The 26,776-nt window shown below is 57.4% G+C and carries 22 protein-coding genes, 1 tRNA gene and 1 riboswitch; of the genes, 9 read left to right on the top strand and 14 right to left on the bottom strand.

The window, feature by feature from the left end; translation table 11 throughout:
• Window positions 1–128: 128 nt before the first annotated feature.
• The 7 genes from HYPDE_RS14960 to HYPDE_RS14930 all read right to left on the bottom strand — a co-directional run bounded on the left by HYPDE_RS14960 (window position 129) and on the right by HYPDE_RS14930 (window position 10,281).
• Complete coding sequence (locus tag HYPDE_RS14960) at window positions 129–1,157, bottom strand: DUF3300 domain-containing protein (protein ID WP_244437681.1); 1,029 nt, start codon at window positions 1,155–1,157, stop codon at window positions 129–131.
• A 400-nt stretch (window positions 1,158–1,557) separates the two neighbouring features.
• The gene (locus tag HYPDE_RS14955; protein WP_015599345.1) at window positions 1,558–2,232 is read right to left on the bottom strand and encodes an HAD-IB family phosphatase; all 675 of its coding nucleotides are present in this window, start codon (window positions 2,230–2,232) and stop codon (window positions 1,558–1,560) included.
• Window positions 2,229–3,821 carry a phosphoglycerate dehydrogenase gene (serA, locus tag HYPDE_RS14950; protein ID WP_015599344.1) on the bottom strand — a complete coding sequence of 531 codons (1,593 nt, stop codon included), beginning with the start codon at window positions 3,819–3,821 and terminating at the stop codon, window positions 2,229–2,231. The genes HYPDE_RS14955 and serA overlap by 4 nt, the downstream gene beginning before the upstream one ends.
• Before the next feature lie 20 nt (window positions 3,822–3,841).
• The gene (gene gcvP / locus HYPDE_RS14945; protein ID WP_015599343.1) at window positions 3,842–6,727 is read right to left on the bottom strand and encodes an aminomethyl-transferring glycine dehydrogenase; all 2,886 of its coding nucleotides are present in this window, start codon (window positions 6,725–6,727) and stop codon (window positions 3,842–3,844) included.
• Between the two features lie 7 nt (window positions 6,728–6,734).
• On the bottom strand, window positions 6,735–7,097 hold the full coding sequence (gene gcvH, locus HYPDE_RS14940; RefSeq protein WP_015599342.1) for a glycine cleavage system protein GcvH: 363 nt from the start codon (window positions 7,095–7,097) through the stop codon (window positions 6,735–6,737).
• Window positions 7,098–7,124: 27 nt separating this feature from the next.
• A complete protein-coding gene (gcvT, locus tag HYPDE_RS14935) occupies window positions 7,125–8,282 on the bottom strand; it encodes a glycine cleavage system aminomethyltransferase GcvT (protein WP_015599341.1) in 1,158 nt (385 codons plus the stop codon).
• 153 nt (window positions 8,283–8,435) lie between these two features.
• Window positions 8,436–8,527, bottom strand: a riboswitch (glycine riboswitch).
• 752 nt (window positions 8,528–9,279) lie between these two features.
• Window positions 9,280–10,281, bottom strand: coding sequence for a helix-turn-helix domain-containing protein (locus HYPDE_RS14930; protein WP_015599340.1), 1,002 nt, complete (start codon window positions 10,279–10,281; stop codon window positions 9,280–9,282).
• Between the two features lie 280 nt (window positions 10,282–10,561).
• Here HYPDE_RS14930 and HYPDE_RS14925 point away from each other — a divergent pair, with 280 nt between their 5' ends.
• The 5 genes from HYPDE_RS14925 to arsH all read left to right on the top strand — a co-directional run bounded on the left by HYPDE_RS14925 (window position 10,562) and on the right by arsH (window position 14,918).
• Window positions 10,562–11,950, top strand: a complete 1,389-nt coding sequence (locus HYPDE_RS14925; protein WP_244437673.1) for a DUF1254 domain-containing protein — start codon at window positions 10,562–10,564, stop codon at window positions 11,948–11,950.
• A gap of 647 nt (window positions 11,951–12,597) precedes the next feature.
• Window positions 12,598–12,936: an ArsR/SmtB family transcription factor gene (locus tag HYPDE_RS14915; RefSeq protein WP_015599336.1), complete on the top strand. Its 339-nt coding sequence runs from the start codon at window positions 12,598–12,600 to the stop codon at window positions 12,934–12,936.
• A 5-nt stretch (window positions 12,937–12,941) separates the two neighbouring features.
• Window positions 12,942–13,466 carry an arsenate reductase ArsC gene (locus HYPDE_RS14910; protein WP_015599335.1) on the top strand — a complete coding sequence of 175 codons (525 nt, stop codon included), beginning with the start codon at window positions 12,942–12,944 and terminating at the stop codon, window positions 13,464–13,466.
• 2 nt (window positions 13,467–13,468) lie between these two features.
• Window positions 13,469–14,167 (top strand): aquaporin, encoded by a 699-nt coding sequence (locus HYPDE_RS14905; protein WP_015599334.1) that lies wholly within the window; start codon window positions 13,469–13,471, stop codon window positions 14,165–14,167.
• A 10-nt stretch (window positions 14,168–14,177) separates the two neighbouring features.
• Window positions 14,178–14,918 (top strand): arsenical resistance protein ArsH, encoded by a 741-nt coding sequence (gene arsH, locus HYPDE_RS14900; RefSeq protein WP_015599333.1) that lies wholly within the window; start codon window positions 14,178–14,180, stop codon window positions 14,916–14,918.
• A gap of 101 nt (window positions 14,919–15,019) precedes the next feature.
• On the opposite strand, the gene glpK is transcribed toward arsH, so the two are convergent.
• Entirely contained in the window at window positions 15,020–16,513 is a 1,494-nt protein-coding gene (gene glpK, locus HYPDE_RS14895) for a glycerol kinase GlpK (RefSeq protein ID WP_015599332.1), read from the bottom strand.
• A gap of 294 nt (window positions 16,514–16,807) precedes the next feature.
• Here glpK and HYPDE_RS14890 point away from each other — a divergent pair, with 294 nt between their 5' ends.
• The gene (locus HYPDE_RS14890) at window positions 16,808–17,056 is read left to right on the top strand and encodes a hypothetical protein (protein ID WP_144061282.1); all 249 of its coding nucleotides are present in this window, start codon (window positions 16,808–16,810) and stop codon (window positions 17,054–17,056) included.
• A 353-nt stretch (window positions 17,057–17,409) separates the two neighbouring features.
• Here HYPDE_RS14890 and HYPDE_RS19410 read toward each other — a convergent pair whose 3' ends face one another.
• Complete coding sequence (locus tag HYPDE_RS19410; protein WP_187290836.1) at window positions 17,410–17,586, bottom strand: hypothetical protein; 177 nt, start codon at window positions 17,584–17,586, stop codon at window positions 17,410–17,412.
• Window positions 17,587–18,329: 743 nt separating this feature from the next.
• On the opposite strand from HYPDE_RS19410, the gene HYPDE_RS14875 reads away from it, so the two are divergent.
• Both HYPDE_RS14875 and HYPDE_RS19170 read left to right on the top strand, forming a co-directional pair.
• Window positions 18,330–18,623, top strand: a complete 294-nt coding sequence (locus HYPDE_RS14875; protein ID WP_041320549.1) for a hypothetical protein — start codon at window positions 18,330–18,332, stop codon at window positions 18,621–18,623.
• Between the two features lie 1,249 nt (window positions 18,624–19,872).
• A complete protein-coding gene (locus HYPDE_RS19170) occupies window positions 19,873–20,355 on the top strand; it encodes a hypothetical protein (protein WP_015599325.1) in 483 nt (160 codons plus the stop codon).
• A 690-nt stretch (window positions 20,356–21,045) separates the two neighbouring features.
• Here HYPDE_RS19170 and HYPDE_RS18855 read toward each other — a convergent pair.
• Window positions 21,046–21,228 carry a hypothetical protein gene (locus HYPDE_RS18855; protein ID WP_015599323.1) on the bottom strand — a complete coding sequence of 61 codons (183 nt, stop codon included), beginning with the start codon at window positions 21,226–21,228 and terminating at the stop codon, window positions 21,046–21,048.
• Window positions 21,229–21,537: 309 nt separating this feature from the next.
• Window positions 21,538–21,614 (bottom strand) — tRNA-Met (locus HYPDE_RS14850).
• A 262-nt stretch (window positions 21,615–21,876) separates the two neighbouring features.
• Here HYPDE_RS14850 and pabB point away from each other — a divergent pair.
• Entirely contained in the window at window positions 21,877–23,778 is a 1,902-nt protein-coding gene (gene pabB, locus HYPDE_RS14845) for an aminodeoxychorismate synthase component I (RefSeq protein ID WP_015599322.1), read from the top strand.
• On the opposite strand, the gene HYPDE_RS14840 is transcribed toward pabB, so the two are convergent.
• The 3 genes from HYPDE_RS14840 to HYPDE_RS14830 form a co-directional block, all read right to left on the bottom strand.
• Complete coding sequence (locus HYPDE_RS14840; protein WP_144061281.1) at window positions 23,749–23,946, bottom strand: hypothetical protein; 198 nt, start codon at window positions 23,944–23,946, stop codon at window positions 23,749–23,751. The two genes, pabB and HYPDE_RS14840, sit on opposite strands and share 30 nt — an antisense overlap.
• Before the next feature lie 149 nt (window positions 23,947–24,095).
• Entirely contained in the window at window positions 24,096–24,311 is a 216-nt protein-coding gene (locus HYPDE_RS14835) for a hypothetical protein (RefSeq protein ID WP_015599320.1), read from the bottom strand.
• 132 nt (window positions 24,312–24,443) lie between these two features.
• Window positions 24,444–26,294: a hypothetical protein gene (locus tag HYPDE_RS14830; RefSeq protein ID WP_015599319.1), complete on the bottom strand. Its 1,851-nt coding sequence runs from the start codon at window positions 26,292–26,294 to the stop codon at window positions 24,444–24,446.
• Between the last annotated feature and the right edge of the window lie 482 nt (window positions 26,295–26,776).

Below are 26,776 nucleotides of genomic sequence, written 5' to 3'. Positions count from 1 at the left end.
CGGCCTTGGGTCCGCCACTACAACGTAAGTCAGGTGTCACGGCACCGGCGTCATTCGACGCGTAACGCTTACTCATGCTGGCGTCGAGCTAGCGCGTTCGATGTTTTATCATTCTACGAACGAGCGATTCATCTACGCCGGCGGAAGCCGCCTCGGCTATGACCGCCCGTTCTCCTTTGAATAGTAGGGCGTCTATGCATAGTAGGGCGTCCTGCACGAGGGGTCTTGAATTGGCGACGATTTAAGCGAGCGGCGCCCGCCTTGCCCGAAGATGGACGTTTGTAATGGCGGCGCGCGTGGACCGCTGATTTGTTTGTTCTTGCGGCCTGGATCTGGCGGGAGGCGGCTCTTCTCTTCGAGCCGACCGAATTGCTATTACCTTTGAACTTCTGCTGAAGCTTGGCGCGATCGATGTCCGTCGCTCGGCGCTGATGACGACCGTTATGGCGCCAGCGATCGGACGTGATGCGCCTTCGATTATGGTTGATGCGGTTCCAGCGGTTGACGTCAACGTGGATGTTGTGGCGGTGCCAATCCCAGTGGTTCCAGCCCCAGATCGCCCCGACTATGGCGACGCCAGCACCCCACCACCAACCGTCAACATAGCTCACGCCCGGATAGGTCCAGACGTATGGCGGATAATCGGGATACCACCAGCTTCCATACACGACCGCCGGGTCGTAGACGGGAACGTAGATATCGTCGGGCGTTGCGGGATCGATGACAATGATGTCTCCGGATGAGCCCGTCTGTTTTGAAACTTTCTGCTGCTTGTTGCTTTTCAGATTGCCGGAAGAGTCTGCCTTGGAACGAAGAAACTGGATTTGATCCATGACTTCGTCCTGCTGATTGAGAAATGCGTCTCCGACTTTCTGCGTCCAATCAAGCTTGTCGCTCATTGTTGCGAGGACGCTCGGAAACTGAACGAGAGCCTTGATGCTCGGATCCCAGTCTTTGCCTTCAATAGCTTTTGCGAGCGCATCGCCCTTGAGCTGCGCGTTCTCCGGCTGAGTGATCCAGCGGTTCGCCTCGACAACATCGACGGGATAAGTCGACGCCATCAGCACGTTGGTCAGAAGGTCGTCGGGATAAAGCGCAATCGGAGCCAGCAACTGGTCCAGCTGCTGTTTCGATAGCTTTTCATCGGCAGCGGACACCGGAGTGGCGATCCACCCAAGAAGAAGCATAAAAATTGCGAGGATACTTGTTATTCTGCAAAGCATGAACGCACAACCTTGTTTGAAACGCTTCATAGTGGGTTAATGTAGTTAAGGATTTTTGTCATGCGCAGCATGACGCGGCCGGTTTCCCCTCCAAAGCACGCGACAGTCGGTGAATCTTAGCTCAAGCAGAGAGTGCTCGATGTAGCGTTCAGACCGCGATGGTACCCAGTTCCGCGAAAAACGCGGTTCATTTATGCGACGCAATGCTGGCGCCGCGCGTCCCATGTCACGCGTCATTGCTTCGGCGTTGTCATGAGATCCATCACGTCGCTGGATCGCTCATGGAGCAAACCGCCCGCCGCATCTCTTAACCGGCAATATCCCACATCAGCGCTTAAGTGGGTTTGGGTCCCTCGAATAAGACGTCGAGTATGCCAGTGAGACTCGGCCCGGATATAAAGATATCGGCTTCCCTACGGACAATTTCCCGTGCGGCGACACCGCCGAATCCAATGACGTACGCACCGCTTGTCTTTGCCGCGACATCGCTGGAGCCGTCGCCGACGAGCGCAATGGCACCATGATCTTGAAAGAGCGTGTGACAGATGACGGCTTTACCGTCCGACTTTACCAACGGCGATATACGATCGAAATCTTTGAAAAGACCGTCGGCGCCGAACTCGATACCGACGGCATGGACGCGTTCCGGCAAAATACCGAGCTTGGCTGCTGACGGCAAAATCGCTTCGCGAAGACCGCCGCTGACAATATAGACGGCAACACCGGCCTGATGCAGGGCGTCGACCGTGGTGTCGGCGCCAGGGACCATCTCCTCGAGATAACGCGCGCCAAGCCAGGAGACTGCAGCACGATCAGGTCGCAGAATCTCAAGCCTGCGGGAGTAAACTTCGTCGAGGGCGACGGCACCGTCCATGGCCAGCGCTGTCAATGGTGCAATGGCCGTTTCGACACCCGCGCGACGAGCGAGTTCGTCGATACCTTCGAGCCCGGTCAGAGTGCTGTCGAAATCGAAGCAGACGGCATCGAAGCGGGCCTTGCGCGCTTTCACAGGCTTATTCCGAAAACTTCGAAGATCACCGGTAGCGCTCTGATTTCAGCGATCGCGTTCTCCGGGAGAGGTGCTGAAACGCCGATCAGAGCAATCGCCGTATCGACCATGCCGTCTACGCCGACATTCATGCGAGAAATGTTGATCTTCTCTCGACCGAGAATGCCTCCCAATGTGCCGACGACGCCAGGTTGATCACGATGGCGCGTAAAGAGAAAATGACCTCCGAGTGGTGCCTCAACGTGGTAACTGTCGATACGAACGAGATGCGGCTGGCGGCCACCGAGCAACGTGCCGGCGACGGTCGTTGATTTGTTTGGCGCGACCACGCAGATTTCGATGAGCGACAGGTAATCGCGTACGTGTTGCGATCGCGATTCTCGAACTTCGATCCCTTGTGCTGTTGCAAGATGGGTCGCGTTGACGCGGTTGACACGTTCGGCGAGCCGGGATTCAAGCAAGCCGATAACAGCTTCGACCGTTATCGGTCGCGGATCGAAATCAGCGATCCTGCCGAAGAGGCGGACAACAAGCTCGCTGATCGGCGCCTCGGTCAGCGCTCCGGCCAATCGCCCAAGTGCCAACGCCAAGGTTTGATAGGGCCGGGATTGGCTGAACTGTTCGGATGAGACGCGCGGCAGGTTCACGGCCGACTCCGCTTCTCCCGTAGTCAGAAATTTAGCGACATCTTCGGCAATCTGGACGCTGACGGCCTGTTGAGCCTCCTTCGTCGATGCTCCGAGGTGCGGCGTCAGCACGACGTTGTCGCACGCAATGAATTCTGAGCCAAGCGGCGGCTCTTTGGCAAAAACATCGAGCGCTGCGCCCGCGATATGTCCCGTGCGCAGCGCATCGAGCAGCGCTTTTTCATCGACGAGCCCGCCGCGAGCACAGTTGATGAGTCTCGCGCCGGACTTCATTGCTGACAGGCGTGTCGCATCGATCAGATTATGCGTCTTATCGGTCAGGGGACAATGTAGCGTGACATAATCGGAACTTGCGAGAAGCGAGTCCAAGTTCCGTTGCGCAGCTGAATATTGACACATGATCTCGGGGGTGACGTAGGGATCGTAGGCGAGCACTTTCATTTTGAGCGCCGCACATCGCTCCGCTACGAGACGTCCAATCGTCCCGAAACCGATAATACCGACCGTCTTGCCGGCGAGTTCCGTGCCGACAAAGCGTGTTGGTTGCCATTCATTACTGCGTACCGAACGATCGGCCTGCGGCAGATGACGGCTGAGTGACATCATATGCGCGACGGTAAGCTCAGCGGTCGTCGTCGCATTAGCGTCGGGTGTGTTGAATACGACAATGCCGTGCTCAGTCGCTGCCGAGATATCAATATTGTCGACGCCGATCCCGGCTCGGCCAATAGCTTTGAGCGCGCGACCAGCTTCAATGACGGATCGTGTAACCCGTGATTTCGAACGGACGATCAGTGCGTCGTATGTCGGAATCTTTAAAATCAATCCCTCTTCATCGAGGCCTGTCGCGATATCGACGTGAATATCGGGATACGTAGCGAGCAACTTGCGCCCATCCTCATGGATCGGATCGGCGATAAGGACCTGTAAGGTGTCCGGCACGATACGTGTCTCCCTTCGATTCAGGGGCTGCCGATAGCTGTCTCGGTGAGCAACGCTTCATCCTTCGTCACGTAGCTTTCAACTGGAGGACAAGTGCATGCGAGATTCCTGTCACCGTAGACGTTGTCGACGCGATTGACCGGAGGCCAGTATTTGTCGACCCGAAACGAACCTGCTGGGAAGCACGCAGCCTGACGCGGGTAAGGTCGGCTCCATTTTTCGATCAAGTCGGCCACGGTGTGGGGAGCATTCTTCAACGCATTGTTGAGGCGGTCCATGCGCCCTTCCTCAATGGCGCGAATTTCTTCGCGAATACCGAGCATGGCGTCGCAGAACCTGTCCAATTCGGCCTTCGTTTCCGATTCCGTCGGCTCGATCATTAGCGTACCGGCAACCGGCCAACTCATCGTCGGCGCATGAAACCCGCAATCAATTAGGCGTTTGGCGATATCGTCAACCGTTATCCCGGTGGCATCCGTGATAGGCCGAACGTCGATGATGCATTCATGAGCGACGCGTCCGCTCACTCCTTTGTACAAAATGGGATAAGCATTCTCGAGGCGTTTGGCGATGTAGTTCGCATTGAGAATGGCAACGCGTGTCGCCTGCGTGAGACCGCGTCCACCCATAAGCAGACAATAGCTCCATGAGATCGGCAGAATTGAAGCAGAGCCGTAGGGAGCCGCCGACACTGTGTGGCCATTTCCGTCTATCTCGGGATGCGTTGGCAGAAACGGAATGAGATGCGATTTAACCCCGATCGGGCCCATGCCCGGACCGCCACCGCCATGCGGAATACAGAATGTTTTATGCAGATTGATATGTCCGACGTCGGCGCCGACGTCTCCTGGCCGCGCGATGCCAACGAGGGCATTCAAGTTGGCGCCATCAAGATACACTTGACCACCATTGTAGTGTGTGATGTCGCAGATTTCGCGGACACTCTCTTCAAATACGCCGTGTGTAGACGGATATGTGATCATGCAGCCAGCAAGTTTGGCCGCATGCAATTGCGCCTTGCTGCGAAAATCGGCGATGTCGATGTTTCCTTCTCGGTCACTTGCAACAACGACGACGGTCATACCGCACATTTGCGCCGAAGCCGGGTTGGTGCCATGAGCAGACGCGGGAATGAGACACACGTTACGGTGCCCTTCGCCTCGGCTTTTATGGAAGGCGCGGATGGCCAGCAGGCCGGAGAATTCGCCTTGCGCGCCTGAGTTCGGCTGCATCGAGATCGCGTCATATCCAGTGATCTGGCAAAGTTTCGCGCTCAAATCATCGATGAGTTCACGATACCCTTCAGCCTGCTCAGGAGGAACGAAGGGATGCATCTCGGCAAACTCCGGCCACGATATAGGAAGCATCTCGGCCGTCGCATTGAGTTTCATTGTGCACGAGCCGAGCGGAATCATGGCGCGGTCGAGAGCAAGATCGCGGTCCGCGAGCCGACGCATGTATCGGGTCATTTCGCTCTCGGCCCGATTCATGTGAAAAACCGGGTGCGTCAAGTATTCGGATGTTCGGATCAAGTCCGGGGACAAGCGTGGCGCCGGCCAATCTTCCGAATACTGGAGGTCGTAGCAACCAAAGGCTCGCCATACGGCTTCGATGATGTCGGGTCGTGTGCGTTCATCGACAGTGATGCCGATGCGATTGCCGGCGACCTTGCGCAGATTGATCCCGTTGTCGACGGCATTCTTCATGATCAGACCCTGGTATGGTCCCACTTCGACGGTGATGGTGTCGAAGAAGAATGCCGGGGACACCTTGAATCCTCGCGACTCCAAGCCTTCCGCGAGACGCACGGCATCTCGATGGACGCGGGAAGCGATAGCCTTCAAACCGCGGGGCCCATGAAACACGGCATACATCGATGCAATGACCGCCAAGAGTACTTGCGACGTGCAGATGTTGGAGGTTGCTTTCTCCCGCCGGATATGTTGTTCACGCGTTTGTAGGGCCAGCCGATAGGCGCGATTGCCGCGTGCATCGACCGATACGCCGACGAGCCGTCCGGGCAGCGATCGCTTATAGGCATCGCGCGTCGCAATATAGGCAGCATGCGGACCGCCATAGCCCATCGGCATCCCGAACCGTTGCATCGAGCCGATGGCAATGTCGGCGCCCATTTCACCGGGCGGTTTCAGAAGGGTTAAAGCGAGAGGATCGGCTGCCACGGCGGCGATGGCGCCGTGGGCGTGGAGGCGGTTGATCAACGGCGTAAAGTCGTGGCAGTCGCCGTTGACGCCGGGATATTGAAACAGCGCGCCGAAGATGGGCGTATCGCCCATATCCTTGAAGGGGTCGCCGACGACGACGTTCCAGCCGAGGGGCTCCGCCCGAGTTCGAACGACCGCGATCGTCTGCGGCAGGCACGCGCTATCGACAAAGAAGGTGTTCGACGTTGCTTTGGCCACACGCCGGGCCATTGCCATTGCTTCGGCGGCGGCGGTTGCTTCGTCGAGAAGCGAAGCGTTAGCGACCTCGAGGCCGGTTAGGTCGACCACCATGGTTTGAAAATTCAGCAGCGCTTCGAGCCGCCCCTGGCTGATTTCGGGCTGATAGGGCGAATACGCCGTGTACCACGCCGGATTCTCGAAGATATTGCGCTGAATTGCGGGCGGCATGGTAGTGCCATGATAGCCTTGACCGATCAGCGAAGTAAGCAGGTGATTCTTCTTTGCCGTAGCTCGCAGCTTGTCCAGGGCCCGGCGCTCCGACAGCGAAACGCCGAAATCTATCCGTGTCGCTTGGCGGATCGCGGAGGGAACCGTTTCGTCAATCAGTGCATGAAGTGTGGGCACGTCAAGCACGTCGAGCATTTCGGTTATCTCCGCAGGAGATGGACCAATGTGACGGCGGTTCGCAAAGTCGTATGGGTCGTAGTTCTTGCCGGCTGTCATTTGAATCCTATTCGCCAGTGAGCTTATGATAGTTTTCCCCATCCATCAGAGCGTCGTAGGCCCCGACGTCAGCGAGACGCAATTTGAAGAGCCACCCTGTGCCTTCGGGATCTGATCCGATCAGCGACGGGTCCGATACGACGCCGTCATTGACGGCAACGATCTCGCCATCGAGCGGCGCAAAGACGTCAGATGCCGCTTTCACTGATTCAACGACGGCGGCGACACTCCCCTTTGTCCATCTTGAACCGATGTCGGGAAGCTGCACGAACACCAGATCGCCAAGTTGCACAGTGGCGTATTTGGTGATCCCGACTGTCGCGACATCGCCGTCAAGTCGAAGCCACTCGTGCTCTTCGGTATATTTCATTTTTTCAGGGTCTCCGGATCGATGGGCTCAAATGCGCTTGTAGCGTGGCCGTATGAAAGGCAGCTCGGTGACGCGAAGGGGCAGCCTCGCCCCTCGCACTTCAGCAAAAACGCGTGTTCCAGGTTGACTTGCCGTCGTCGTCAGATAGCCCATGGCGATCGGGCCTTCGACAGTCGGACCGTATCCGCCTGATGTCACAGCACCGACGGGTGTTTGGTCGTCAGATTCGGCAAAAACGAGAGCGCCAGCGCGGACGGGCGCTCGCCCTTCGGCACGAAATCCGACTCTGCGACGCGCAGCGCCATGCTCAAGCTGGTGAAGGATAATTGATGCGCCGGGAAAGCCACCAGCGCGCGCGCCTCCGGTCCTTCGAACCGGTTGGATCGCCCATTCTAGCGCCGCCTCGACGGGTGTCGTGTCCGGGCCGATATCGGCGCCGTAGAGACAGAGGCCTGCTTCAAGCCGCAACGAGTCGCGCGCACCAAGTCCGATTAGGGCGACGTCGGGGGAATCGAGCAACGTTTCGACGATGCTGCGTGCGGCATCCCTCGGGATCGAGATTTCAAAGCCGTCTTCGCCGGAATAGCCCGAACGCATCAGAAGGCAATCGTGGCCGAGCAGCATTGCAGATTGAACATCCATGAACCGCATTTGCCTGCAGCTTGGAGCCAAGGTTGCTAGAATGGACTCTGCGCGGGGCCCCTGCAGCGCAATCAGGGCGCGTTCCTCGCGTTCGACGATACAGTCCGATCCGAGTTCAGCCATGAGGTAATGCTCATCGGCGATCTTGCAGGCCGCGTTCACGACAAGGAGCAGGCTGTCTCCGCGATGGGCGATCATCAGATCATCAAGAATTCCACCTGCGCCATTCGTGAAAAACGCGTATCTTTGACGGTTGGGCATGAGACCCGCGACGTCGACAGGAACGACGCGTTCGAGCGCAAGTGCGGCAGACTGAATGGTGCCTGACCGAGAACGTACGGCGATCTGACCCATGTGGGATATATCGAAGAGCCCCGCCAGCGCCCGCGTGTGCAGATGCTCCTTGAGTATGCCCGGCGCATATTGAATGGGCATCTCATAGCCTGCAAACGGCACCATCCTGGCGTCGCGCTCGCAATGGAGATCGTAAAGCGGAGTCCGCAGCGGCAACGTTGCGGCACGAACGTCAGATTTTGTGATCAAGCCAGATCGTCCTTGAGCTCAATTGCGCGCCAAACAGCGCATTCACTGAGCCCCCTCTGTCACGTGACCTGAAAGTTTGAACACGCCGAAGAAATATTCCGGTGTGTCTTTCCTCTTCGGTGGGCCGCTGGCGGCGGCCGCTTTCCAGAGTTCCGCAACGTCACGGTCCTGGGTGCCTGAGAGTTTCCGGGGCGGTTGCTCCTTCGGCGCCGGGCTCTGAGCCCGGACTCTTCCGTGTCGTTACGTGCATCAATGCGTCGGTATCCGGGGGCGGTCAATAGGTCTTTAGTAAAACCCGGCCTGTGTGTGCGATCAAGCCGCGAGAAACCGGGGAAAACGTAACGCCAGCAAAGCCTCAAAGGCTCGCAAAGTGCGGGCGGCGGCGTCGTCCCAATCGTCGGCGATAACAGGCCGCATGGCGATGGCACCAAGGATTTTGACAACTGCCGCATCCACCAAGTTGCGTCGGGCCCAAGAGGCTTCGCAGGCGATGAAAGAATATGAAGCTAAAGGACTTGAAGCGATGAGCTACTTATGGCTCCAACCTAGTGCCGATCGACTTCCGGATTATGGTTGAGGTAGACGTGTGAGAGCCTGCGCATTGCGCGCGGCTCTCAGATGTTTTTCAGAAATGCAGCGTGGAGCCGATGACGGGCCGCTGCTGAAGGACATCGTATTCTCATATCTCGATGTCCCCGAGCCAGCCATTGGCGTTTTGAACTGACGCCGAGCGCACCCACGTCCCTTGCCCGAGATCAGCACCGAAACCGGTGTCAGCACATCCGACTGCGCCGCAGAAAAGCGCAACAATAACGGAGATTGTGCGGCTGGTGGATGAACCCATTTGTCAGACCGCCTCGCGATTTCAGGAACATGATTCAAACACCTACCAGTCCCGAGCATGAATGGCCGTGACCGATAGGCTACATTTCTCGCAGCATGATCTCAGCCATCACAATCAGAACGCTGACCTACAGCTTCGAACTCATAGCAAACTCTAGTCTGGCCCCGACATGAGCCGCTTGGAATGTGGACTGCTCCCCCGTGCACGCGCCAAAGTTTCTGAAGGCCGCTCGCCGAATTGGTTGCAATATTCGGCGGCGAAGCGGCCGAGATGCAAGAAACCGAACCGCAACGCCTCCGATGTGACACTCGTCAAATCTGAGGGTTGAGAGAGTTGTCGCCTCACCGCATTCAAACGCATCTCGTACAACAAGCGCTTTGGAGGTTTGCCGAAAGCTTCCTGACAGGCAAGATAGAGAGTGCGTTCACGGACCGCCATTTTCTCGCAGATATCCGCAATCGTTATTGCGCTTTCTATGTTCTCTTTAAGAAGGGTACGCATCGCGGCCGCGACTTTGGCGCGACGGTGCAGCGGCTCAATAACCTCGAACGACGGCATAATTTCCAGAACCGTATCCAGCACCACAGAATGGGCTGTGTTCAGAATATCCTGGCTGGCATCGTGGCCATGAGTCATGAGTACACTGAGCGTGTGTTGGAGTCGTAGCGTTGGCTGCGCCAAATCAGGACCGGTGACCTCGCAACGTTCAAGAAGGTCCCGCCGGTTAATACCGTCGATCCCGCGGCGCACTTGCATCCAACGCTCAATTTCCGCTGTGTCGATCGCGGCGACGATGAGATCGGTCCGGCCAGTAGCCGCGAATGCTATGTCTTCGCCGGCAGGTACAAACAGCGGTTGGTCAACAGAGGCGGGGCGTCCGCGCACGTGCAGAGTGCCTTCGGCTGAGACCGGCAAAGCCACTACCCAATTTCCGGGGGGAGCCGTACCGTTGTCCAAAATGCCCGGAGACCACCGCACCCTGCCGAGTTGAAGCGAATTCAGAATGACCTGAGTCATTCGTCCGAAGAAGGTGCCAGCGCCTGTCTGCTGATAGTGGATGTCCCACTCCCGGGCATCCTGCGCCATCAAATCGAAATCGTCGTAGCAATTGTCTTGAATAGCGACGAATTCAAACCTGTTTACGTTAGCGCGCATTTACCGACCTCAGCGCCCTGAATTGCAGGTTCTGGATAGTGGCATGATCACCGTGATGTTATCTTAGGTTCGTGTCGCCTCTAAATCACCAATTCCCGAATTACGCCTTTGACTGAATTACGCTTCTGACTGTCTGGGTGCCAACACCCGGATCAATGGTACGTGGGGTACGGTCCCGACTTTTCATCATCACTGATTCTGAAAACGGAGTGAGACCATGGGCACCAATACACGATTCCTCTCAATTCCGTCGCTTTTGCTTGGACTTGGAGGACTTGCAGTGGCCACGATTTGTGCCGGGGCTACAACCGCGAGTGCGCAGTCGCTCACTCCCGCTGAGGCAAGACGGATCGCCGAGGACGCCTATGTCTACGGCTATTCTCTCATCACAACCGAGGTAACGCGGGTCCAGTTCACCAACGTAGACAAGGCAGAGACGATGCGCGCGCCGATGAACCAGCTGGCCAATGTTCCGCGCTATCCCCCAGCGGATTATCGCGGCGTCTCCGCACCAAATGCCGATACGCTCTATTCTCTTGGTTGGCTCGACCTCTCGCAGCCGCAGGTGTTCAGTCATCCGGATATGGGCAATCGCTTTTATCTCTTCGAGGTCACCGATCTATGGATGCACGATCTCGAATCTTCACCAAGCCAGCGCACCGTTGGGGGGGCAGCAGCGAACTACCTGTTCACCGGCCCCGATTGGAAAGGCGATGTGCCGGCCGGCATGACGCATATCCCAATGAAGACCCGCTACATGGTGATCCTGGGCCGTACCTATGCCGATGGCACGGAGAAGGATTATGAGGCCGTCAACAAGCTGCAGGCGCAGTACAAGATCACTCCGCTTGCCTCCTGGGGCCAAGACTACAAGCCTGTCGACCCGCCGGTGAATCCCGATCCAGGTTTCAGCATGACGGACAAGCCACAATCGGTCATTCTCGCCATGGGCACCGAAGGCTATTTCAACATGATGGCGAAGCTGATGGGTGGCGCCGCGCCGCCCGCCGCCGACGATAAGCCGATGTTGGATAAGATGGCGAAGATCGGCATCGTTCCGGGCCAACCATTCGAGATGAGCAAGCTCGATCCGCAGGTGCAAGCGGCGCTGAAGGATATCCCGCAAACCGCCCTAAAAAAGATCGAAGCCAACAAGGAAAGTCTCGGCGGCGTCGTCAACGGATGGGTGGTGACGAAAGGGCTTGGTACCTACGGCACCGACTACATGAAGCGCGCGGTCGTCGCGGCGTACGGCTGGCCCGCCAACCAGGAGAAGGACGCTGTTTATCCCTACACCGAAGTCGACAGCACCGGCCGGAAACTTACAGGCGCAAACAAATACACGCTGGCTTTCGCCAAGGGCGAGACACCGCCGGTCGAAGGCTTCTGGTCGATCACCATGTACATGATCGATCAAGGCTGGTGGTTTGTTCCCAACAAGCTGAATAAGTTCACCGTCAGTACACGCAATGACCTGAAGTATAATCCTGATGGATCGCTGACCCTCTATTTCCAAACTGAATCGCCGGGCCCCGACAAGGAAGCGAATTGGCTGCCTGCGCCGAAGGGTGCGTTCATTCCGATGCTGAGGATGTATTGGCCCAAGGAGACCACGCCCTCGATTTTGAACGGTACGTGGAAGCCGCCCATGATCGTCAAGGAGAATTGAAATCGGATCAGGTGTCTCATCGCTATCGAACAGCGGTCGGATAGCGATGAGTTACATTTTCGAACTTGAACGTGAGAGCAGCGTGCAAGGGCTGCAAAGGCCAATTGCACCGAATGTGTTACGCGTCGGATGTACTTACTCTATTCCAAATGGCTGCATCAGGTTCGCAACAGCGACACAACAAATCAGTATACTGATTAAGCTCGCTCGTCCCTCCGAGCGACATGCTGGGCTCTTCCCTCTTGCACCCCGGTGCCTGAGCCCGGCCGGCGCCAACCGTCCCCCCCCGGTTGGCGCCCCCTGTCCGCTTAACGTGGATAATGATCAGCGTCGGCTTCTTGGACATGAGCGGTCTGCGTGTTCTTGCCGCCAGCTGATTTCGGGCTCTTATGATCGTCGCTCCACTCACTTCCAATCATGATCACCGACGCTCCGTAGGTCATCTCGGAATGAGCGACATTTCCTACGGGAGTAGGCCCGTTCTTTGATTTCAGTAGCTTGTCGTTGGGTGGGACAAAAATTTCTCTCACAGCGTTTCAATATGTTCTGCTGACGAGTGTCCCACTCGCGGCGAGCAAAGCATTTGCGGTAAGCGGGGTTCGCTATGATGCTATTGTATTATTCAATTATTCTTGTATCATTGCCGTATGCAAGCGACCGAAGCCGTTACCTGCCTATCTGCGCTCGCCCATGAGCAGCGCCTCGCGATCTTCCGCCTTCTGGTGAAGGAGGGGACTTCTGGGCTGCCTGCCGGAGAGATCGCCGATGCTGTCGGCGCGACGCCGACCGGCGCGTCATTTCACTTGAAGGAATTGGACCGTGCAGGCCTCATCCACGCGACGCGGGTCGGGCGCTACATCCGCTATGCCGTGCATTTCGATAAGGTGCGTCAGGTGCTGACGTTCCTCACCGAGGATTGCTGCCAGGGGCAGCCGGAGCTTTGTGGTTCAGCGATCAAAAAAGTGCGCAAGTTGTGTAAGGGATAAACGAAATGACCGGCGACCGACCTTTCAATGTCCTCTTTCTCTGCACGGGCAATTCCGCCCGCTCGATCATCGCCGAGGCGATCATCAACCGCGTGGGCGCTGGCAAGTTCAAAGGCTACAGCGCCGGAAGCATGCCCAAGGGGCAGGTGCATCCTTCGACCATCAATCTGCTGAACAAGCTCCACTACGATACCGCTGCGCTCCGATCAAAGTCATGGGAGGAATTCTCGGCCCCTGACGCGCCCAAAATGGATTTTGTCTTCACGGTTTGCGATAACGCCGCCAATGAGGCCTGCCCGTTTTGGCCGGGCCAGCCGATGACCGCGCACTGGGGCGTTCCTGATCCCGTCGCGGCCGAAGGCAATGAAACCCAGCGCGCACTTGCGTTCGCGGACACTTACCGAATGCTCAATAACCGCATCAGCATTTTCACCAGCCTTCCCCTCAAATCCCTCGACAGCTTGACGCTGCAGCGGCACCTCGATGACATCGGCCGGACGACAGCCGATGCGACCCGCGAGAACGCCTGAAAGTGGCACCCTATAGCGCCTCCCAGCGGATTGCGGCGGAGTTCACCGGAACCGCTTTGCTTCTCGCGACCATCATCGGTTCCGGCATCATGGCGGCCAAGCTTTCCGCCGGAAACGATGCGATCGCGCTGCTCGGGAACACGCTGCCGACCGGCGCCATCCTTGTTGTGCTGATCTCGATTTTTGCGCCTGTCTCCGGCGCTCACTTCAATCCGGCCGTGTCAGGAGTGTTTTGCTTGCGCGGCGATATTACCCCGCCCCTTGCCCTCGCCTACGTCGTGGCCCAGCTTTGCGGCGGCCTGATCGGCGTCGTCGCCGCACATGTCATGTTCGATCTTCCGATGCTCGAATTCGCAACGAAAATGAGGTCAGGCCCGGGCCAATGGCTGGCAGAAGGTGTCGCCACGTTCGGGCTGCTGCTAACGATCATGGGGACGCTACACGTCAAGCCTGATGCGATCGCGCTCAACGTCGGACTCTTCATCACGGCTGCGTACTGGTTCACGGCCTCGACGTCGTTCGCAAATCCGGCCGTGACCATCGCACGGGCTTTCTCAGATACCTTTGCAGGCATCCGGTTGCCTGATGTCGCGCCCTTCATCGTCGCGCAACTGACGGGCGCGGCGCTTGCTATGCTGGTTGCGGGATGGTTGTTTCGTCCCGAACTTCGACCGCGAACCGAAACCATTCCTGCAGAATGACGGAAACGATATGACCAAAAACAGCGCGGGCGACCTGCACAACGTCGTCCACGATCATCTGCATATTCCGACAGCCGACAAGCTGGCCGCCACCGCGTCTCATAAGCCGCGTATCCTGCTGCTTTATGGTTCCCTTCGTGCGCGCTCATACAGCCGGTTCCTGGCAATGGAGGCTGCGCTTCTGCTTGAGCACTTCGGCGCCGAAACCAAGATCTTCGATCCGCATGGGCTGCCGCTGCCGGACGACACACCTGACACGCACCCGAAGGTGCAGGAGCTTCGCACACTTGTGGCTTGGTCAGAGGGACAGGTATGGTGTTCACCTGAGCGGCATGGCGCCATGAGTGGCGTGATGAAGTCGCAAATCGATTGGATACCTCTCTCGACGGGAGCCATCCGCCCGACGCAGGGCAAAACACTCGCGGTGATGCAGGTGAGCGGGGGCTCGCAGTCGTTCAACGCCGTCAATCAGATGCGCGTCCTTGGCCGCTGGATGCGGATGATCACCATCCCGAACCAGTCCTCGGTGGCCAAAGCCTTCAACGAATTCGACGAGGACGGCCGCATGAAGCGGTCGCCTTATTACGACCGCGTCGTTGACGTAATGGAAGAACTGGTAAAGTTCACGCTGCTGACGAGGGACCGTTCCACCTATCTGGTCGACCGCTACAGCGAGCGCAAGGAAAGCGCGCAAGAGCTGTCGCTACGGGTCAATCTCCCGTCGGCTGTAGAGGACGATTCTGCCACCTAGCGCAAAGCACGGTCAGAATGGGCGGAAGCAGAAGAGCTAGACCTTGAAAAGACTTGGCGCTCGCTACGGGAATCGAACCCATCTTTTAGATTGAAAACCAGCTAATGCGGGCACCGCGTTCGAACCCGCGCAATGGCTGCTTGCCAACCAGCCCACTTGCGAGCGCGGCTAGCGGCATCCATTACGGGCACGAAGCGGCGATCCAACTGCCAACTTGCCGAAAACCCGGCGAGATCCGCACATACGCCAGATTGATAGCCTGCAAGATACGCCGCGCCGAGCGATGTGGTCTCCATTACCACCGGGCGATCAACCGGCGCGTTCAGGATGTCGGCCACAAACTGCATGGCCAACGCACTCGCGGTCATGCCACCATCAACACGAAGCACTGTGTCAGTCGGTGTTGGCAAGTCTGCATGCATCGCCTCCAAAAGGTCGCGAGTCTGAAAACCAACTGCTTCGAGCGCCGCCTTTGCGATTTCCGCTGGTCCTGAATTGCGCGTCAGGCCGAGCAGTGCGCCGCGTGCCTCAGCGTCCCAATAAGGCGCACCCAACCCTACGAATGCCGGCACGAGATAGACTTCCTCTCGGGGATCAGCTTTTTTCGCCAGCTCGTCGGCGTCGGAAGATCGGGAGATCAGGTGCAGACCGTCGCGCAGCCACTGCACTGCGGCTCCGGCGACGAAGATTGCTCCTTCCAGAGCGTACGTCCGTTGGCCGCCAAGTTGGTATGCGATGGTGCTGAGCAGACGATGATGCGAGCGCACGAGCTCGTCACCCGTGTTAAGCAACAGGAAGCAGCCGGTGCCGTAGGTCGCCTTCATCATGCCCGGCGTGAAGCAGCATTGACCGATAGTCGCCGCCTGCTGATCGCCAGCGATTCCGCAAATCCGGATTGAACCTTCAAAAAGTTCCGGCGACGTGTCGCCAAAGTTCGCCGCGCAATCTCGAACCTCGGGCAGTATTCCCATTGGGATTGCGAACTGAGTCGCCAGCTCTTCATCCCATTTGCCGCACGCAATATTGAACAGGAGCGTTCGCGACGCATTAGTCGCGTCCGTTGCATGGATTTTTCCGCCCGTGAGGCGCCAGAGCAAGAACGAATCCACTGTGCCAAATGCGAGGCTGCCCCGCTCTGCCATTGAGCGAGCGCCGCTTACGTTGTCGAGTAGCCAGGCGATCTTGCTCGCGGCGAAATAAGGATCGATTACGAGGCCAGTTTTCTCCTTAACCGCGGGCTCAAGCCCGGCGGCGCGCAATGCTGCGCAGGCATCTGCGGTTCGCCGATCTTGCCAGACAATCGCATTGTGGATCGGTTTACCCGTGGATCGATCCCAGAGAACGGTGGTCTCGCGCTGATTCGTAATCCCGATGCCGGCAACATCTTTCGCGCCGATACCGGCCTTTGACATCGCTTCCCGCACGGTTGCGACGACTGCCGACCAAATCTCCTCCGGGTCGTGCTCAACCCATCCTGGTGACGGATAAATCTGCCTCAGTTCTTTCTGCGCCGATGAGATTGGCTCAAGCTTTACGTCGAATACAATCGCGCGCGTCGACGTGGTGCCCTGATCGATAGCAATGAGGTGGCTCATATGGTGTGGAAATTCACCAGCGGAAAATTTTCATCGCAATCTACACTGCTGTATCGAGGTTCGACGCATCCGGATCGCACGGGAGCAATTGAAAACTAAAAGATTGTGGAAAATATTAATTTTATTGGTGAGTGTGACTGGACATCCAATGAAATCAATATGATCGGCGATCGATGTGGGGGACACATATGACACAGCTGGACGTATCCAGCTTCCGCGTGACGCTTGGGCATCTTGAAACTGTCGCCTTTTGTTGGAAGGGCACCCCGAGTAAAAGGGTGACAGGGGTTTTCAATGGTATTCAAAATAGTGCCGAGCGTGTTCGCCGGATTGTGTCTGACGTCTGCAGTGTCGGCTGGCGAGTATCAGCTGCCGCCAGAGGTCACTCCCGCGTTGCGGGCGGCATGTGAAAGTGACGTCCGTCGTTTGTGCATTGGCACGAACCCGACAGTCGCCAAGGTCAAGGTCTGCGTAACGGCGAAATTCCTCCAACTCGGCAAGCGCTGCCAAGTTCAGATCGTACTCGCTGGCCTCAAGCCCTAATCGATTCAAGCACAGAGAAACTAGCTTTGCTCGGCGTTCTTTAGCAAAAGATCGGCCTCACCATCGTTTGGCCAAAGCCTTGCGATGGGGTGACCGAGAATATAGTAGCGTGGCGGTCAAGGGGCGATTGCAAGCTTTGCGATCTCTTCGGCAAGTCTCGAGGACCGCCTCTTCTTGCTAGCCGCCGATATCCATTGCCTCGACATGGCGCCTTCCGCCAAGTCGATCTTTCTCGGCTTCGGAGGCCGTCGGTTACCCTCACTCCGAAGAGCACCGAAGGTTTCCGGTGCGAGCCTGATTTCTCGCTCAACGGCCGCGGCTTTCTTAGTTCGCTTCACATCACCTGTCCGAAATCAGATCGACGCAAGAATGCAGCGCAGAGCTGCGTCGAGGGCATCGCGGTCAGATGGGAAGCCAGTCTCCGACACGTTGAAGGAATACTGATCCTCGATGAGCTCGAAGAACCACTCATCCTCGAAAAATGCCCCCTTGAAAACTCTGATGACGACGTGCCGTCCCCGAATATCCATCGCCCGGCTCAAAGGCGAAGTTATAATTTCGTCTTCCAGGCGCATCGATCGCACCGTGGTTATTCCCCCGGAAGGAAACCCAACCGACTCAACGCTTTTTCACCGAGCGCCCGATCCTCTTCGCTTCCAGCCTCGATAAGAAGGTCAAGGCGCCTCACCGTCCGCGACAGATTTCGACGCATCGTCTGTTCGAAGAATAATTTTGTGAGGTCTTGGTCGCACAAGCCCAGGATGGCTTCCGCTTCTGACCTGACTTCAAGCAATTTGTCCTCAGCTGGTGCTCATTGATCGGACGGCGGCGTTGAACTGCGCCCGCGCTTGCCCGTGTGCCAGCGCTGTTGATTACCCTGAGAATGCCGTCGCTGCTCATTTTTGTCTTCCTCGCAAAGCGCGGTTTCACGAGAAGAGTGCGATCAGATAGGAGACGGCGCAAATTCACTTAGCCCCAAAACGGGAGCCGGAAGACAGACCGAGGCGGAGTGGCAAGGAGCGATAACTTAAATCCGAGCACTGAACATCGAAGCGAAATCAGCAATGATATTTGATCAATCCTATTGATCTGCAGCTCCGCCCCCTAAAATCGCCACCTAATGTCCAGCGCACCCCGCGAGCATAACAAACTGGTCAGCACTCAGACATATTTCTGACCCAGCCAGCTCTCAAATGCAGCGCCACCTTGCAGTCGCAGTGCCATCGTTGGGCGCAACGTGCTGCAACGGACGAAGCCAACGGAGTTTTAAGACATGAGCACGTTCAAGATCGCAGTTTGCACAGCAGGCGTCGTATTCGGATTTGCGATGGCGACCTCTGCATTCGCGGGTAGCAAATCCCACAGCCTTGGAACATCGACCAACTCGCCCGGCCATGAGATGCAAACATCTGGCGGTCCGGTGGCAGGTGACCACGGCGCGTCGAGCTTTTCTCCAGGCCATGAGATGCAGGACAGCAATACAAGCGGTACGCCTCCGGGCCACGCCGCCGAACCCGGTGCATCTGGGTTTGCGCCTGGCAATAGTGTCTCCAAAGGTAAGAAATAGACCTCAAGAGCCCAATTTCATTCGATAAGGGGCGAACCTATTGCGTTCGCCTCTTATCACAGCAGACGATGTTCGTTTGAACATGCCCATTTTATTCAGCCTGAAGATCGCGGTTTCGCCCAGGTGTGGTTATCACTTCCGCACAATCCCTTCGTATCCAATTCAGCTCGTACGGCGGGGGATCGCGTGAAAGCATTTTTAGTTTTCGGGATTATTAGTCTAGTTGCAGCAGGTCTACTGAGCTGCATTGCCGGAGTTTATGCAGCCACCAATTCACTCGCTGCTCTGGGGACGGCGGCGGTGGCATGCTTAGCCTTAATGGTCGGCGTGAAGTTGATTGCAGGCAGTCGGTAGTTGTTATCGTCTCTTACCAAGTCGGGGCGGACCAAAACGCGGTGCGGATCGAGACGCACAACTCGCTAGCGAATAAGCAATCGTCGCCGAATTGAAGCGCCAATAAAGAACACAAGAATCAACGTCAGAATTTTCTGAGTAGCTTCAAGCAAAGTCGCGACCATACCCTGCCGACCCTGCGGACCGGCATTTCCTAAGCATGTATCATTGCGAGCGTCGCGGGCTTCATTTTCAGACGCAACGATCAAAGCAGGCCCAAAATTTGCGCATGGTTGGTACCCCACTGGTACCCCCGGACCGCGCGAAGCCGTTCTGCCCTCTCACGAGCGCTGCTCGAAAAACCAACGAGAAGCAAGACGCTGCGCGCAGTGACCGCAGAGCTAGTGCTCATCGATCGGACGGCTGCGTTGAATTGCGCCGCGCCTGTCCGCGCACCCGAGCTGTCAATTATCACTCTTAGGATGCTGTCGCCGCTCATTTTTGTCTTCCTCGCAAAGCGCGGTTTCACGAGAAGATTGCGAGCAGACGGAAACTGGCACAAATTCACACAAGCCCAGGGTATCAGCTTAAAGGTAGCGACGCCGTCAATGGCGTCACCGGCTGTACCTAGCGGAGTTTCCAATCAATCTGTCGTGCAAAAGACCTGCTAGCGACGTTGGCACGGTGGATGGCATCGCGGTTGGCGTCGTACAACCCCATCTCTTCAGTGAACAGATATTCATCTTCGCTCGCCAGAAACCGAGATTGATAAAGTAATGTAGCTCTATTCTCTGGCATCAGCTCTTAAAAATGCCGCCGTAAAAAATAAGGGAACCTCCGCCTGCGTCCCGGGCTGTATCTCGCGCGTTTATCAAGCAGCGACCTGATTAGGCCGAAAACGTAGATGGAGGAAACAATGCAAAAGATTTCAGTTGGACTGTTCGCGCTTGCAGCGAGCCTCACGCTCGGCGTCGCGACGTTGCACGCTCAGGAGTACGGCAAAGGCAAAGCGGGAGGCGGAGCTGAGAGCCAGCAAGGCGGAGGTGGCGGTAGTGCTAGTGGGGGTGCGAAAATGCATGACGAAGGCGGGGGCGGCGGGGGCGGCGGCGGAGGTAGCGGAGGTAGCGGAGGTAGCGCTAGGATGCGCCATGACGGCGGCGGCGACAGAATACGACCCGACCGCGATCAAGGCGGCAGTGTACGAATGCGTAACCACGATGGCGGCGGAAGAATAGGCCACCACCGACGCGGACACTGGCGCGGCGGTATTTGGATTTACGACGACTATGACGGCGGATATGGCGGCGGCTATTGCTACCGCGCGCGACGCATTTGCGCCGACCGTTGGGGTTGGGGCGGGCCGGGTTTCCGGCGGTGCTTACGTCATCGTGGCTGCTAATCGCCAGGCGTAACTGTCGAGTCTAATTGGAGGTCGGGAAGTTCGTGCTTCCCGACCTTTTTCTTTTTGAGGGTCAACGCCGAAGATGCTCTGGTAGGCCGCAATTCATTCGCTGCGTTACGAATGCATGAACTCCATATGAACTTCCCCATCATCGATAGTTCAGGTGCGCTCGCATACTTTGCCTTGACAGGCTGAGGCATGAGGCCATCAGCTGGATATGGGGTTCCCATGAAACGATCCGTTTTGTTGGCGTGCGCAGGTGCGAGCCTCCTAGTTGCGCTCGGGTCAATGTCCGCAAACGCAAGCCCGATCACCATCGGAAAGTCCGACATTGGTTGGTCGAAATCCGTTCAAAAAGCTGACTGGGACGATCGTCCGTATTGGTGGCGCCGTCATCACCGTCGCTATTGGGACGGGGATGGTTGGCGTGGTCGCGGTTGGTGGCATCGCCGTCACGGCTGGTATGGCGACAGCTGGCGCCGCCATGGTGATTGGGACGGCCGCGGTCGGGGATACGGCGATTGGGATAGGGGTCGAGGCTACTAAAGAATTTGCGGCTAACGAGACAATCCCCGACGACCCTGCCAGGACCTTTACAGAATGGCAGAATTCGCCGGGGTGCTCGGAGCGTCGGTCGTGTCTAAATTTGAAACCGGTGGAGATTGAAACGGCGATTCCAACCGAACTCTACCGCCTTTCGCGCCAGAGCCCTATCGCCAGCCCCGCAGTAACAATGAAGGCCACCGCGCTCACCCACATGGGAATGGTGATACCATTAACTGTAACCTCCCAGCCCAGCCAGAGCCGCAGCGCATGCGCAAGGGCTATCAAAATTAGGAGGACAACGGTGACGGTTGTGAAGGGCTTCATGCTCAGCCTCCGGCGCTAAGTGTAGCACCGAGTCCGGGGCGACCGGGTGTCAATCCGCGAAAATTTCGAACTGAGGCGCTACGGGAGCATCAAATGAAACTGCCCGCTCTCCGACGCTGCTAGCCATTGCGCCAATACCGTCTGTGCAACTTGCGATGATTTCGCGATTCAAGCGCACACGGGAGATAACCGGGCGGCTGCGAAAATTTCGCACGCTTGGTACCCACCAGTATACCCCGGCGTCTTTCAGGCGGGCGCCGCGCTCGAGAGCGTTGTTCGAAAATTGCTTATTTTACTGGCTTATTAGATTGGTTGCGGGGGCTGGATTTGAACCAACGACCTTCAGGTTATGAGCCTGACGAGCTACCGGGCTGCTCCACCCCGCGTCACCAATGGGCGAGCTGAATTTCAGGCACGCCATCCGGATAAGTAAGGCCGCTCGTCACCGAGCGGCCCGACCGCGCCTATAGCACAAAAACGCGGCGTGGGAACCCCATGTGACGGATTTTCTGCAGGTGGACCGATCGGCGCAGGGGAAGCGTGACTCGCGCATTTAAGATGCGCGGACGCCGGCAGTCGTTCTCCAGCAGATTTTGCAAAGTGGCCGTTTAAGTGGCAATCCTGGACCGGCCGCGTTAGAATTTACCGATGACATCCCGCTCTTTCGGAAGCATTTTCCCATCGACGTCCGGCGCCGAAGCGCAAGCGACCTCGACACCTCATAAGATGCCGGCGCTCGCTGAGGGCTTCGTACTGCTCGATAACAGTACGTCTCTCGATGCCGTGTCGGAGCTGTTCGAGCATCCGGCTGAAATCATCCGCGCCGACGGTCCTGAAGATGTCGATGCCGCGCTTGCTGCATTGACGTCGGGAATTTCGCGCCGGCTCCACGCCGCCGGCTTTTTCTCCTACGAGCTCGGCTATTTACTCGAGCCAAGACTTGCGTCGCTTCTTCCCGAGCGGCGCAAAATGCCGCTCCTTTGGTTCGGTCTCTATAAGGCGCCGCGGGAGATGATGGGCTCCGAGGTGCAGGAGTGGCTGAACGAGGAAGCCATTGGCAACCCGACGCTCGGCGAGCTTGCGCATAGCTGGGATAGCGCCTCATATCTCAAGCGCTTCGAGCAAGTTCAGAACAACATCAAGAGCGGTGACATCTACCAGCTCAATCTGACCTTCAAGGCAAAGTTCAACCTTCAGGGTTCCCCGCTCGCCCTCTATCGCGATCTGCGTCTGAAACAACGCGTCGCCTACGCAGGACTCGTCGATACGGGGGACGTGACCATCCTTTCGGCTTCGCCGGAATTGTTCATCAAACAGAACGGTCGGGTTATTGAGACGCGGCCGATGAAAGGAACTGCGCCCCGCGCAGGAACGCTCGAGGCGGACTCGGAAGTTCGCGCCGCCCTTTCAAAGGATGTTAAAAATCGTGCCGAGAACCTGATGATCGTGGACTTGATGCGCAACGATCTGGGTCGCATCGCCGATCCTGGCTCGGTGAGTGTCACCGACCTCTTCACCGTCGAAACGTTCAAGACCTTGCACCAGATGACGTCGGGTGTCCGGGCCGAGCTGAAACCCTGCATCGGCATCGTCGATATTCTGAAGGCGATCTTTCCGCCTGGTTCGATCACGGGGGCGCCGAAGATCCGCGCCATGGAATTGATCCGCGAGCTCGAGACGGAGCCGCGCGGCGTCTATTGTGGTGCCATCGGGCGGTTTTCACCCGATGGCACCGCGCTCTTCAATGTTGCCATTCGCACGACGGTCATCGATCGCCGCGGGGTGGGCGAGATGGGGATCGGCTCCGGTATCGTCGCGGACTCCGACGGTGCTAAAGAATATGCCGAATGCCTGCTCAAGATGAAGTTCCTGACCGATCCGGTGCGCCGTTTCGAACTGATCGAAACGATGCTTTATGAGTCGGGGAAGGGCATTTGGCTGCGCAGCTACCATTTGGCCCGGCTTGCAGCGTCAGCGGCCTATTTCGGTTTCGTATTCGATGCGAGCAAGGTTCGCGATGCGATCGAAGCGGTAACTTCGACCCAAAGGGACGAGAGGTTGCGTGTCCGTTTGCTGCTCGATGAAGATGGTGTCGTTACCGTTACGGCGACCCCACAACCGCCGACGGCAGACGACGCCATCATGCGCTATGTGGTGTCGGACAGTCGGCTCAACAGCTCCGACCTGTTTCTCTATCACAAAACGACGCGACGCGAGCTTTACGACCGCGAATGGAAGCACTACGCGGATACGCTTGGGGCCGACGAGGTGATCTATCTCAACGAGGCCGGCGAGCTTGCCGAGGGGAGCAGGACGTCGATTTTTATCTCGCGCGGCGGCAAGCTATTAACGCCGCGTCTGGCAGCAGGGGTGTTGCCCGGAACATTGAGGGCAGCTCTCATCGACGAGGGACGCGCTGCGGAAGCTCGTTTGACCATTCAAGACTTGAATGGTGCAGCCGAAATCTATCTCGGAAATTCAGTTCGCGGGCTGGTGCGGGCTGAACCGCTGGTGCCACGCCTAGCGGTGGATCACCGGCAGCAAACCTGACTCGACGCCGACAGGCGCGCTCGTAACGGGCCCGAAAGTTTTCACGCTCTTCGGGCCATTATCGCGAGCCGCGATGGTGAGCGCTATTAACGCCGCAAGCGTCAACACGATCGCCGTCACGATGGCTTTGGAAGAATGGCGCGCCCGTCGCGCAAAAGTCTGAGGCATTTCGTTCGGCATTTCTCATCGATAGTCAGCAGTCCAGCACAGCTCCATACCGCGGGTTGCCGCGCGACAGGAGCGCACATTGCTTAGACTAATTGAACTCAGATCGATGGAGTTTATCTGGTTGCACTGCAACAAGACGAACCTATTCATCACATCCCACGAACCATGCATCCGAGCATGAGGATCGCATAGGAGGCAAGGAGTGCCCAGGACTCGTTGCCGGTAAGTCCGGGAATATCGGCTCCGAAAAATTTGGACGTCAGGACAATGACCGTCAGGATGACGGAGAGCATGAATGTGATGATCCCCGGCGCCTTCAATCCCATGTCGCCCACTCCCTCTTCGCTTCTGAACCGCACGCGCATGATCTCCCCCCTTCGCTACGGGTCCATCATTGATCGTCGAATCGTTATAGCAGGAGCCTGACACGGCCGGGGCGAGGCAAGGTTGATTGTATGTGGACAGCCTTTGGATAAGGCCGATTTGCAACGGCCAGCCTAGCTCTCTGTCGCGGGAGCTTGTGGGGTGCGCCTGCGTCGGAAAAGCCGAGCCAACCAGGCAATCACGACGAGGCTCAAAAATCCTGCGGCAACCATAGCTTGTGGATGTTTGTACCATAAAAGGAGCGGGACGACGCGACCATCCCAGACGAGCCTCGCATCTTCGACGACGGCGCGCGGAGAAAGGTCGCCTGTGTCCGCCAACATTATCCGCGCCGCCGTCTCTTGATCGCGGCTCGCGATGATTCCTTCACGAACGCTTTGCGACGCCAGCAGCTGCATTTTCGCCGGGCTCGCCGCGATCGTCTTGAGGACGGCGTCGCGGGGGCCGGGTCTCAGGCCGTCGAGGTAACCCGCAAGAGATTCAATTTCGTCCTCCGAAAGAGAGCGAAGCAGGACGTTAAGATCGCTCGAATCGAGACTGAACAGAGCGTCGCGCGCTGCAGGCGACACGCCTGCAATCTTAACGATCGCGGCGCGGTCATTGAGGCCGAGGATTCTATCCAAAGAAGCCGTTGTCAGATCCTTCGGCGACATTCGCCGATGCAATTCATAATCGACGACGCGGTCGAGGCGTTTGCCTGCCAACGCCGTCCACGCGAGGCCCGCAGCGATGGAATTGGTTTCCCTGGCAATCTCAAGGCCCTTCTCCGGCATGAGATGAACAGCCTGATTGAGGGAGCCGTCATGAAGGCGGCGCAGAATTGAATCTTGCCCCTCCGAAGCGGCTAGGATCGACACCACTTCGTCAAGCCGCGGCAGCGATTGCGGATCGACACCGTCCAAAAACGCCCGGAACTCTCCGTTCTGGTCGGCGATTTGCAGAACCAGCGCATGTGCCCGGCGGAACGTCTGCCAAATATCAATGACCTGCTCGGCGGTCGCCGTTGCGATCTCCTTGATGTGATCGTTCATCTGGCTCGAAAGGGTCTTGGCCAGCTCCTCGCGCACCTTCTCCTTGGTCGCGGACGACTTCATCTCCGTGGCGATGATCGGGAGAACGCCGTTTCGGAAATCCCAGAGATCCTTGGCGATCAATACGAGGCCGACCCCTCCGGCGACCACCGAAACGACGCGCGACAGTACGCTGCCGACAATCCGCTGGCCGACCCGCTCGGCGAGGTTGGCGAGCTGGCGCCGAACGATCAGGATCGTTGCGCCTGCGAGGCCCCCGGCCGATTCATTGAGAACCGATCCCGCCGAGACGCTGCCCGACGCCTTGTTGGGATCGACGACGACGCTCCTGCTGGCGTCACCCGCAAGCACATTTGCGACCGCGCCGCCGTAGCGGGGGCCAACAAATGCTTTGAGGCATTGAAGTAATGAATTCGTCGCGTCGGAACTCGCAAATTCGATGCTTTTACCGACCTCCTTCGCAACCCCGGAGGCGAGGTCGGCGATCGCCGTTTTCACCGCGTCCGAGCGGTAAACGCGCTCGGCGACGGCCGTCGCAAGCTGCTGGGATTTTTCATTGTCGGTCAGAGACCTTAGCCGTTCGGTCCAGCTCGTCTCGTTTGTGATCTCCGTGACGGCAATGTCGATCCGGTTGTCGATGATCTGATCGATGTTTCGTTCCCGCCATTGCGCATCGACGAGGGCCTTGTAGTCGATTGTTTTGGTTCCGTTGGTGATCGCGTCGGTGACGATTGCGATCACGGCAGTTTTCAATCCTGCATCATCGCGGGCCTGACACGCCTCATATTCGGCACGGCTGATCTCCGCAGCGATCGCAGAAAGCGAGAGCTGGCTCGATGTGACGGCAATGCAGATGAGAAGGGCAATTGCGGCGCGCGGCGAGAAAGTCACTGCAACCTGATCCCAGCGGCGCACGGCGGCGTGCGCCTCCATTAAAAGCTGTCCGAAGTATAAATCAATGATTGCGGGTGAACAGTGACTGAGCTGCCGACCAATCACATCTCACAGGCAATTCCTTCGCTGGCGCGCAAGGAACGTGGGACCGATAAAGCGGGTTCTAATGTCGAAAGAAAAGGTGCCGGGTCCGGATTTGCCGGCTTCGTTAATCAGTCCCGAGGGATCAAACGGTGATGCACTTCAATTCGCCGCAGGCGGGTTACCAATTTTATGCCGCATTGCAACATCATGACCTAGGATGCCATCTATCGGGCAAGAAATGACTGTGCGGGCATCAGGTCATTGTTTACCAACGAGTATTGACTTGATCTCGAAAGGTGTGGCCATTTCAGGCACTTCGTAATAGGTTCACGAACTAAATCTTAACTGCGGGACGTTCAGGATCATCTTTCAGTTTTACGGCAGCGCGACACATAGTTGCGTTGGCACCTCAGGATGCTGCGTCGTAAAGAGCGTTC

It is taken from the genome of Hyphomicrobium denitrificans 1NES1, from assembly GCF_000230975.2.
Taxonomy (GTDB): Bacteria; Pseudomonadota; Alphaproteobacteria; order Rhizobiales; family Hyphomicrobiaceae; genus Hyphomicrobium_B; species Hyphomicrobium_B denitrificans_A.
This window is presented reverse-complemented; position numbering and strand designations above follow the sequence as displayed.

What these genes read in the sequence shown, in the direction of transcription:
- HYPDE_RS14890 (WP_144061282.1), top strand. Translation starts at nt 16,808, where the DNA reads ATGGTATTCAAAATAGTGCCGAGCGTGTTCGCCGGATTGTGTCTGACG.
- HYPDE_RS19410 (WP_187290836.1), bottom strand. Translation starts at nt 17,586, where the DNA reads ATGGATATTCGGGGACGGCACGTCGTCATCAGAGTTTTCAAGGGGGCA.
- gcvP (WP_015599343.1), bottom strand. Translation starts at nt 6,727, where the DNA reads ATGACAGCCGGCAAGAACTACGACCCATACGACTTTGCGAACCGCCGT.
- HYPDE_RS14875 (WP_041320549.1), top strand. Translation starts at nt 18,330, where the DNA reads ATGAGCACGTTCAAGATCGCAGTTTGCACAGCAGGCGTCGTATTCGGA.
- gcvH (WP_015599342.1), bottom strand. Translation starts at nt 7,097, where the DNA reads ATGAAATATACCGAAGAGCACGAGTGGCTTCGACTTGACGGCGATGTC.
- glpK (WP_015599332.1), bottom strand. Translation starts at nt 16,513, where the DNA reads ATGAGCCACCTCATTGCTATCGATCAGGGCACCACGTCGACGCGCGCG.
- HYPDE_RS14915 (WP_015599336.1), top strand. Translation starts at nt 12,598, where the DNA reads ATGCAAGCGACCGAAGCCGTTACCTGCCTATCTGCGCTCGCCCATGAG.
- HYPDE_RS14840 (WP_144061281.1), bottom strand. Translation starts at nt 23,946, where the DNA reads ATGCCTCAGACTTTTGCGCGACGGGCGCGCCATTCTTCCAAAGCCATC.
- HYPDE_RS14910 (WP_015599335.1), top strand. Translation starts at nt 12,942, where the DNA reads ATGACCGGCGACCGACCTTTCAATGTCCTCTTTCTCTGCACGGGCAAT.
- HYPDE_RS14830 (WP_015599319.1), bottom strand. Translation starts at nt 26,294, where the DNA reads ATGGAGGCGCACGCCGCCGTGCGCCGCTGGGATCAGGTTGCAGTGACT.
- HYPDE_RS18855 (WP_015599323.1), bottom strand. Translation starts at nt 21,228, where the DNA reads ATGAAGCCCTTCACAACCGTCACCGTTGTCCTCCTAATTTTGATAGCC.
- pabB (WP_015599322.1), top strand. Translation starts at nt 21,877, where the DNA reads ATGACATCCCGCTCTTTCGGAAGCATTTTCCCATCGACGTCCGGCGCC.
- HYPDE_RS14835 (WP_015599320.1), bottom strand. Translation starts at nt 24,311, where the DNA reads ATGCGCGTGCGGTTCAGAAGCGAAGAGGGAGTGGGCGACATGGGATTG.
- HYPDE_RS14930 (WP_015599340.1), bottom strand. Translation starts at nt 10,281, where the DNA reads ATGCGCGCTAACGTAAACAGGTTTGAATTCGTCGCTATTCAAGACAAT.
- arsH (WP_015599333.1), top strand. Translation starts at nt 14,178, where the DNA reads ATGACCAAAAACAGCGCGGGCGACCTGCACAACGTCGTCCACGATCAT.
- HYPDE_RS19170 (WP_015599325.1), top strand. Translation starts at nt 19,873, where the DNA reads ATGCAAAAGATTTCAGTTGGACTGTTCGCGCTTGCAGCGAGCCTCACG.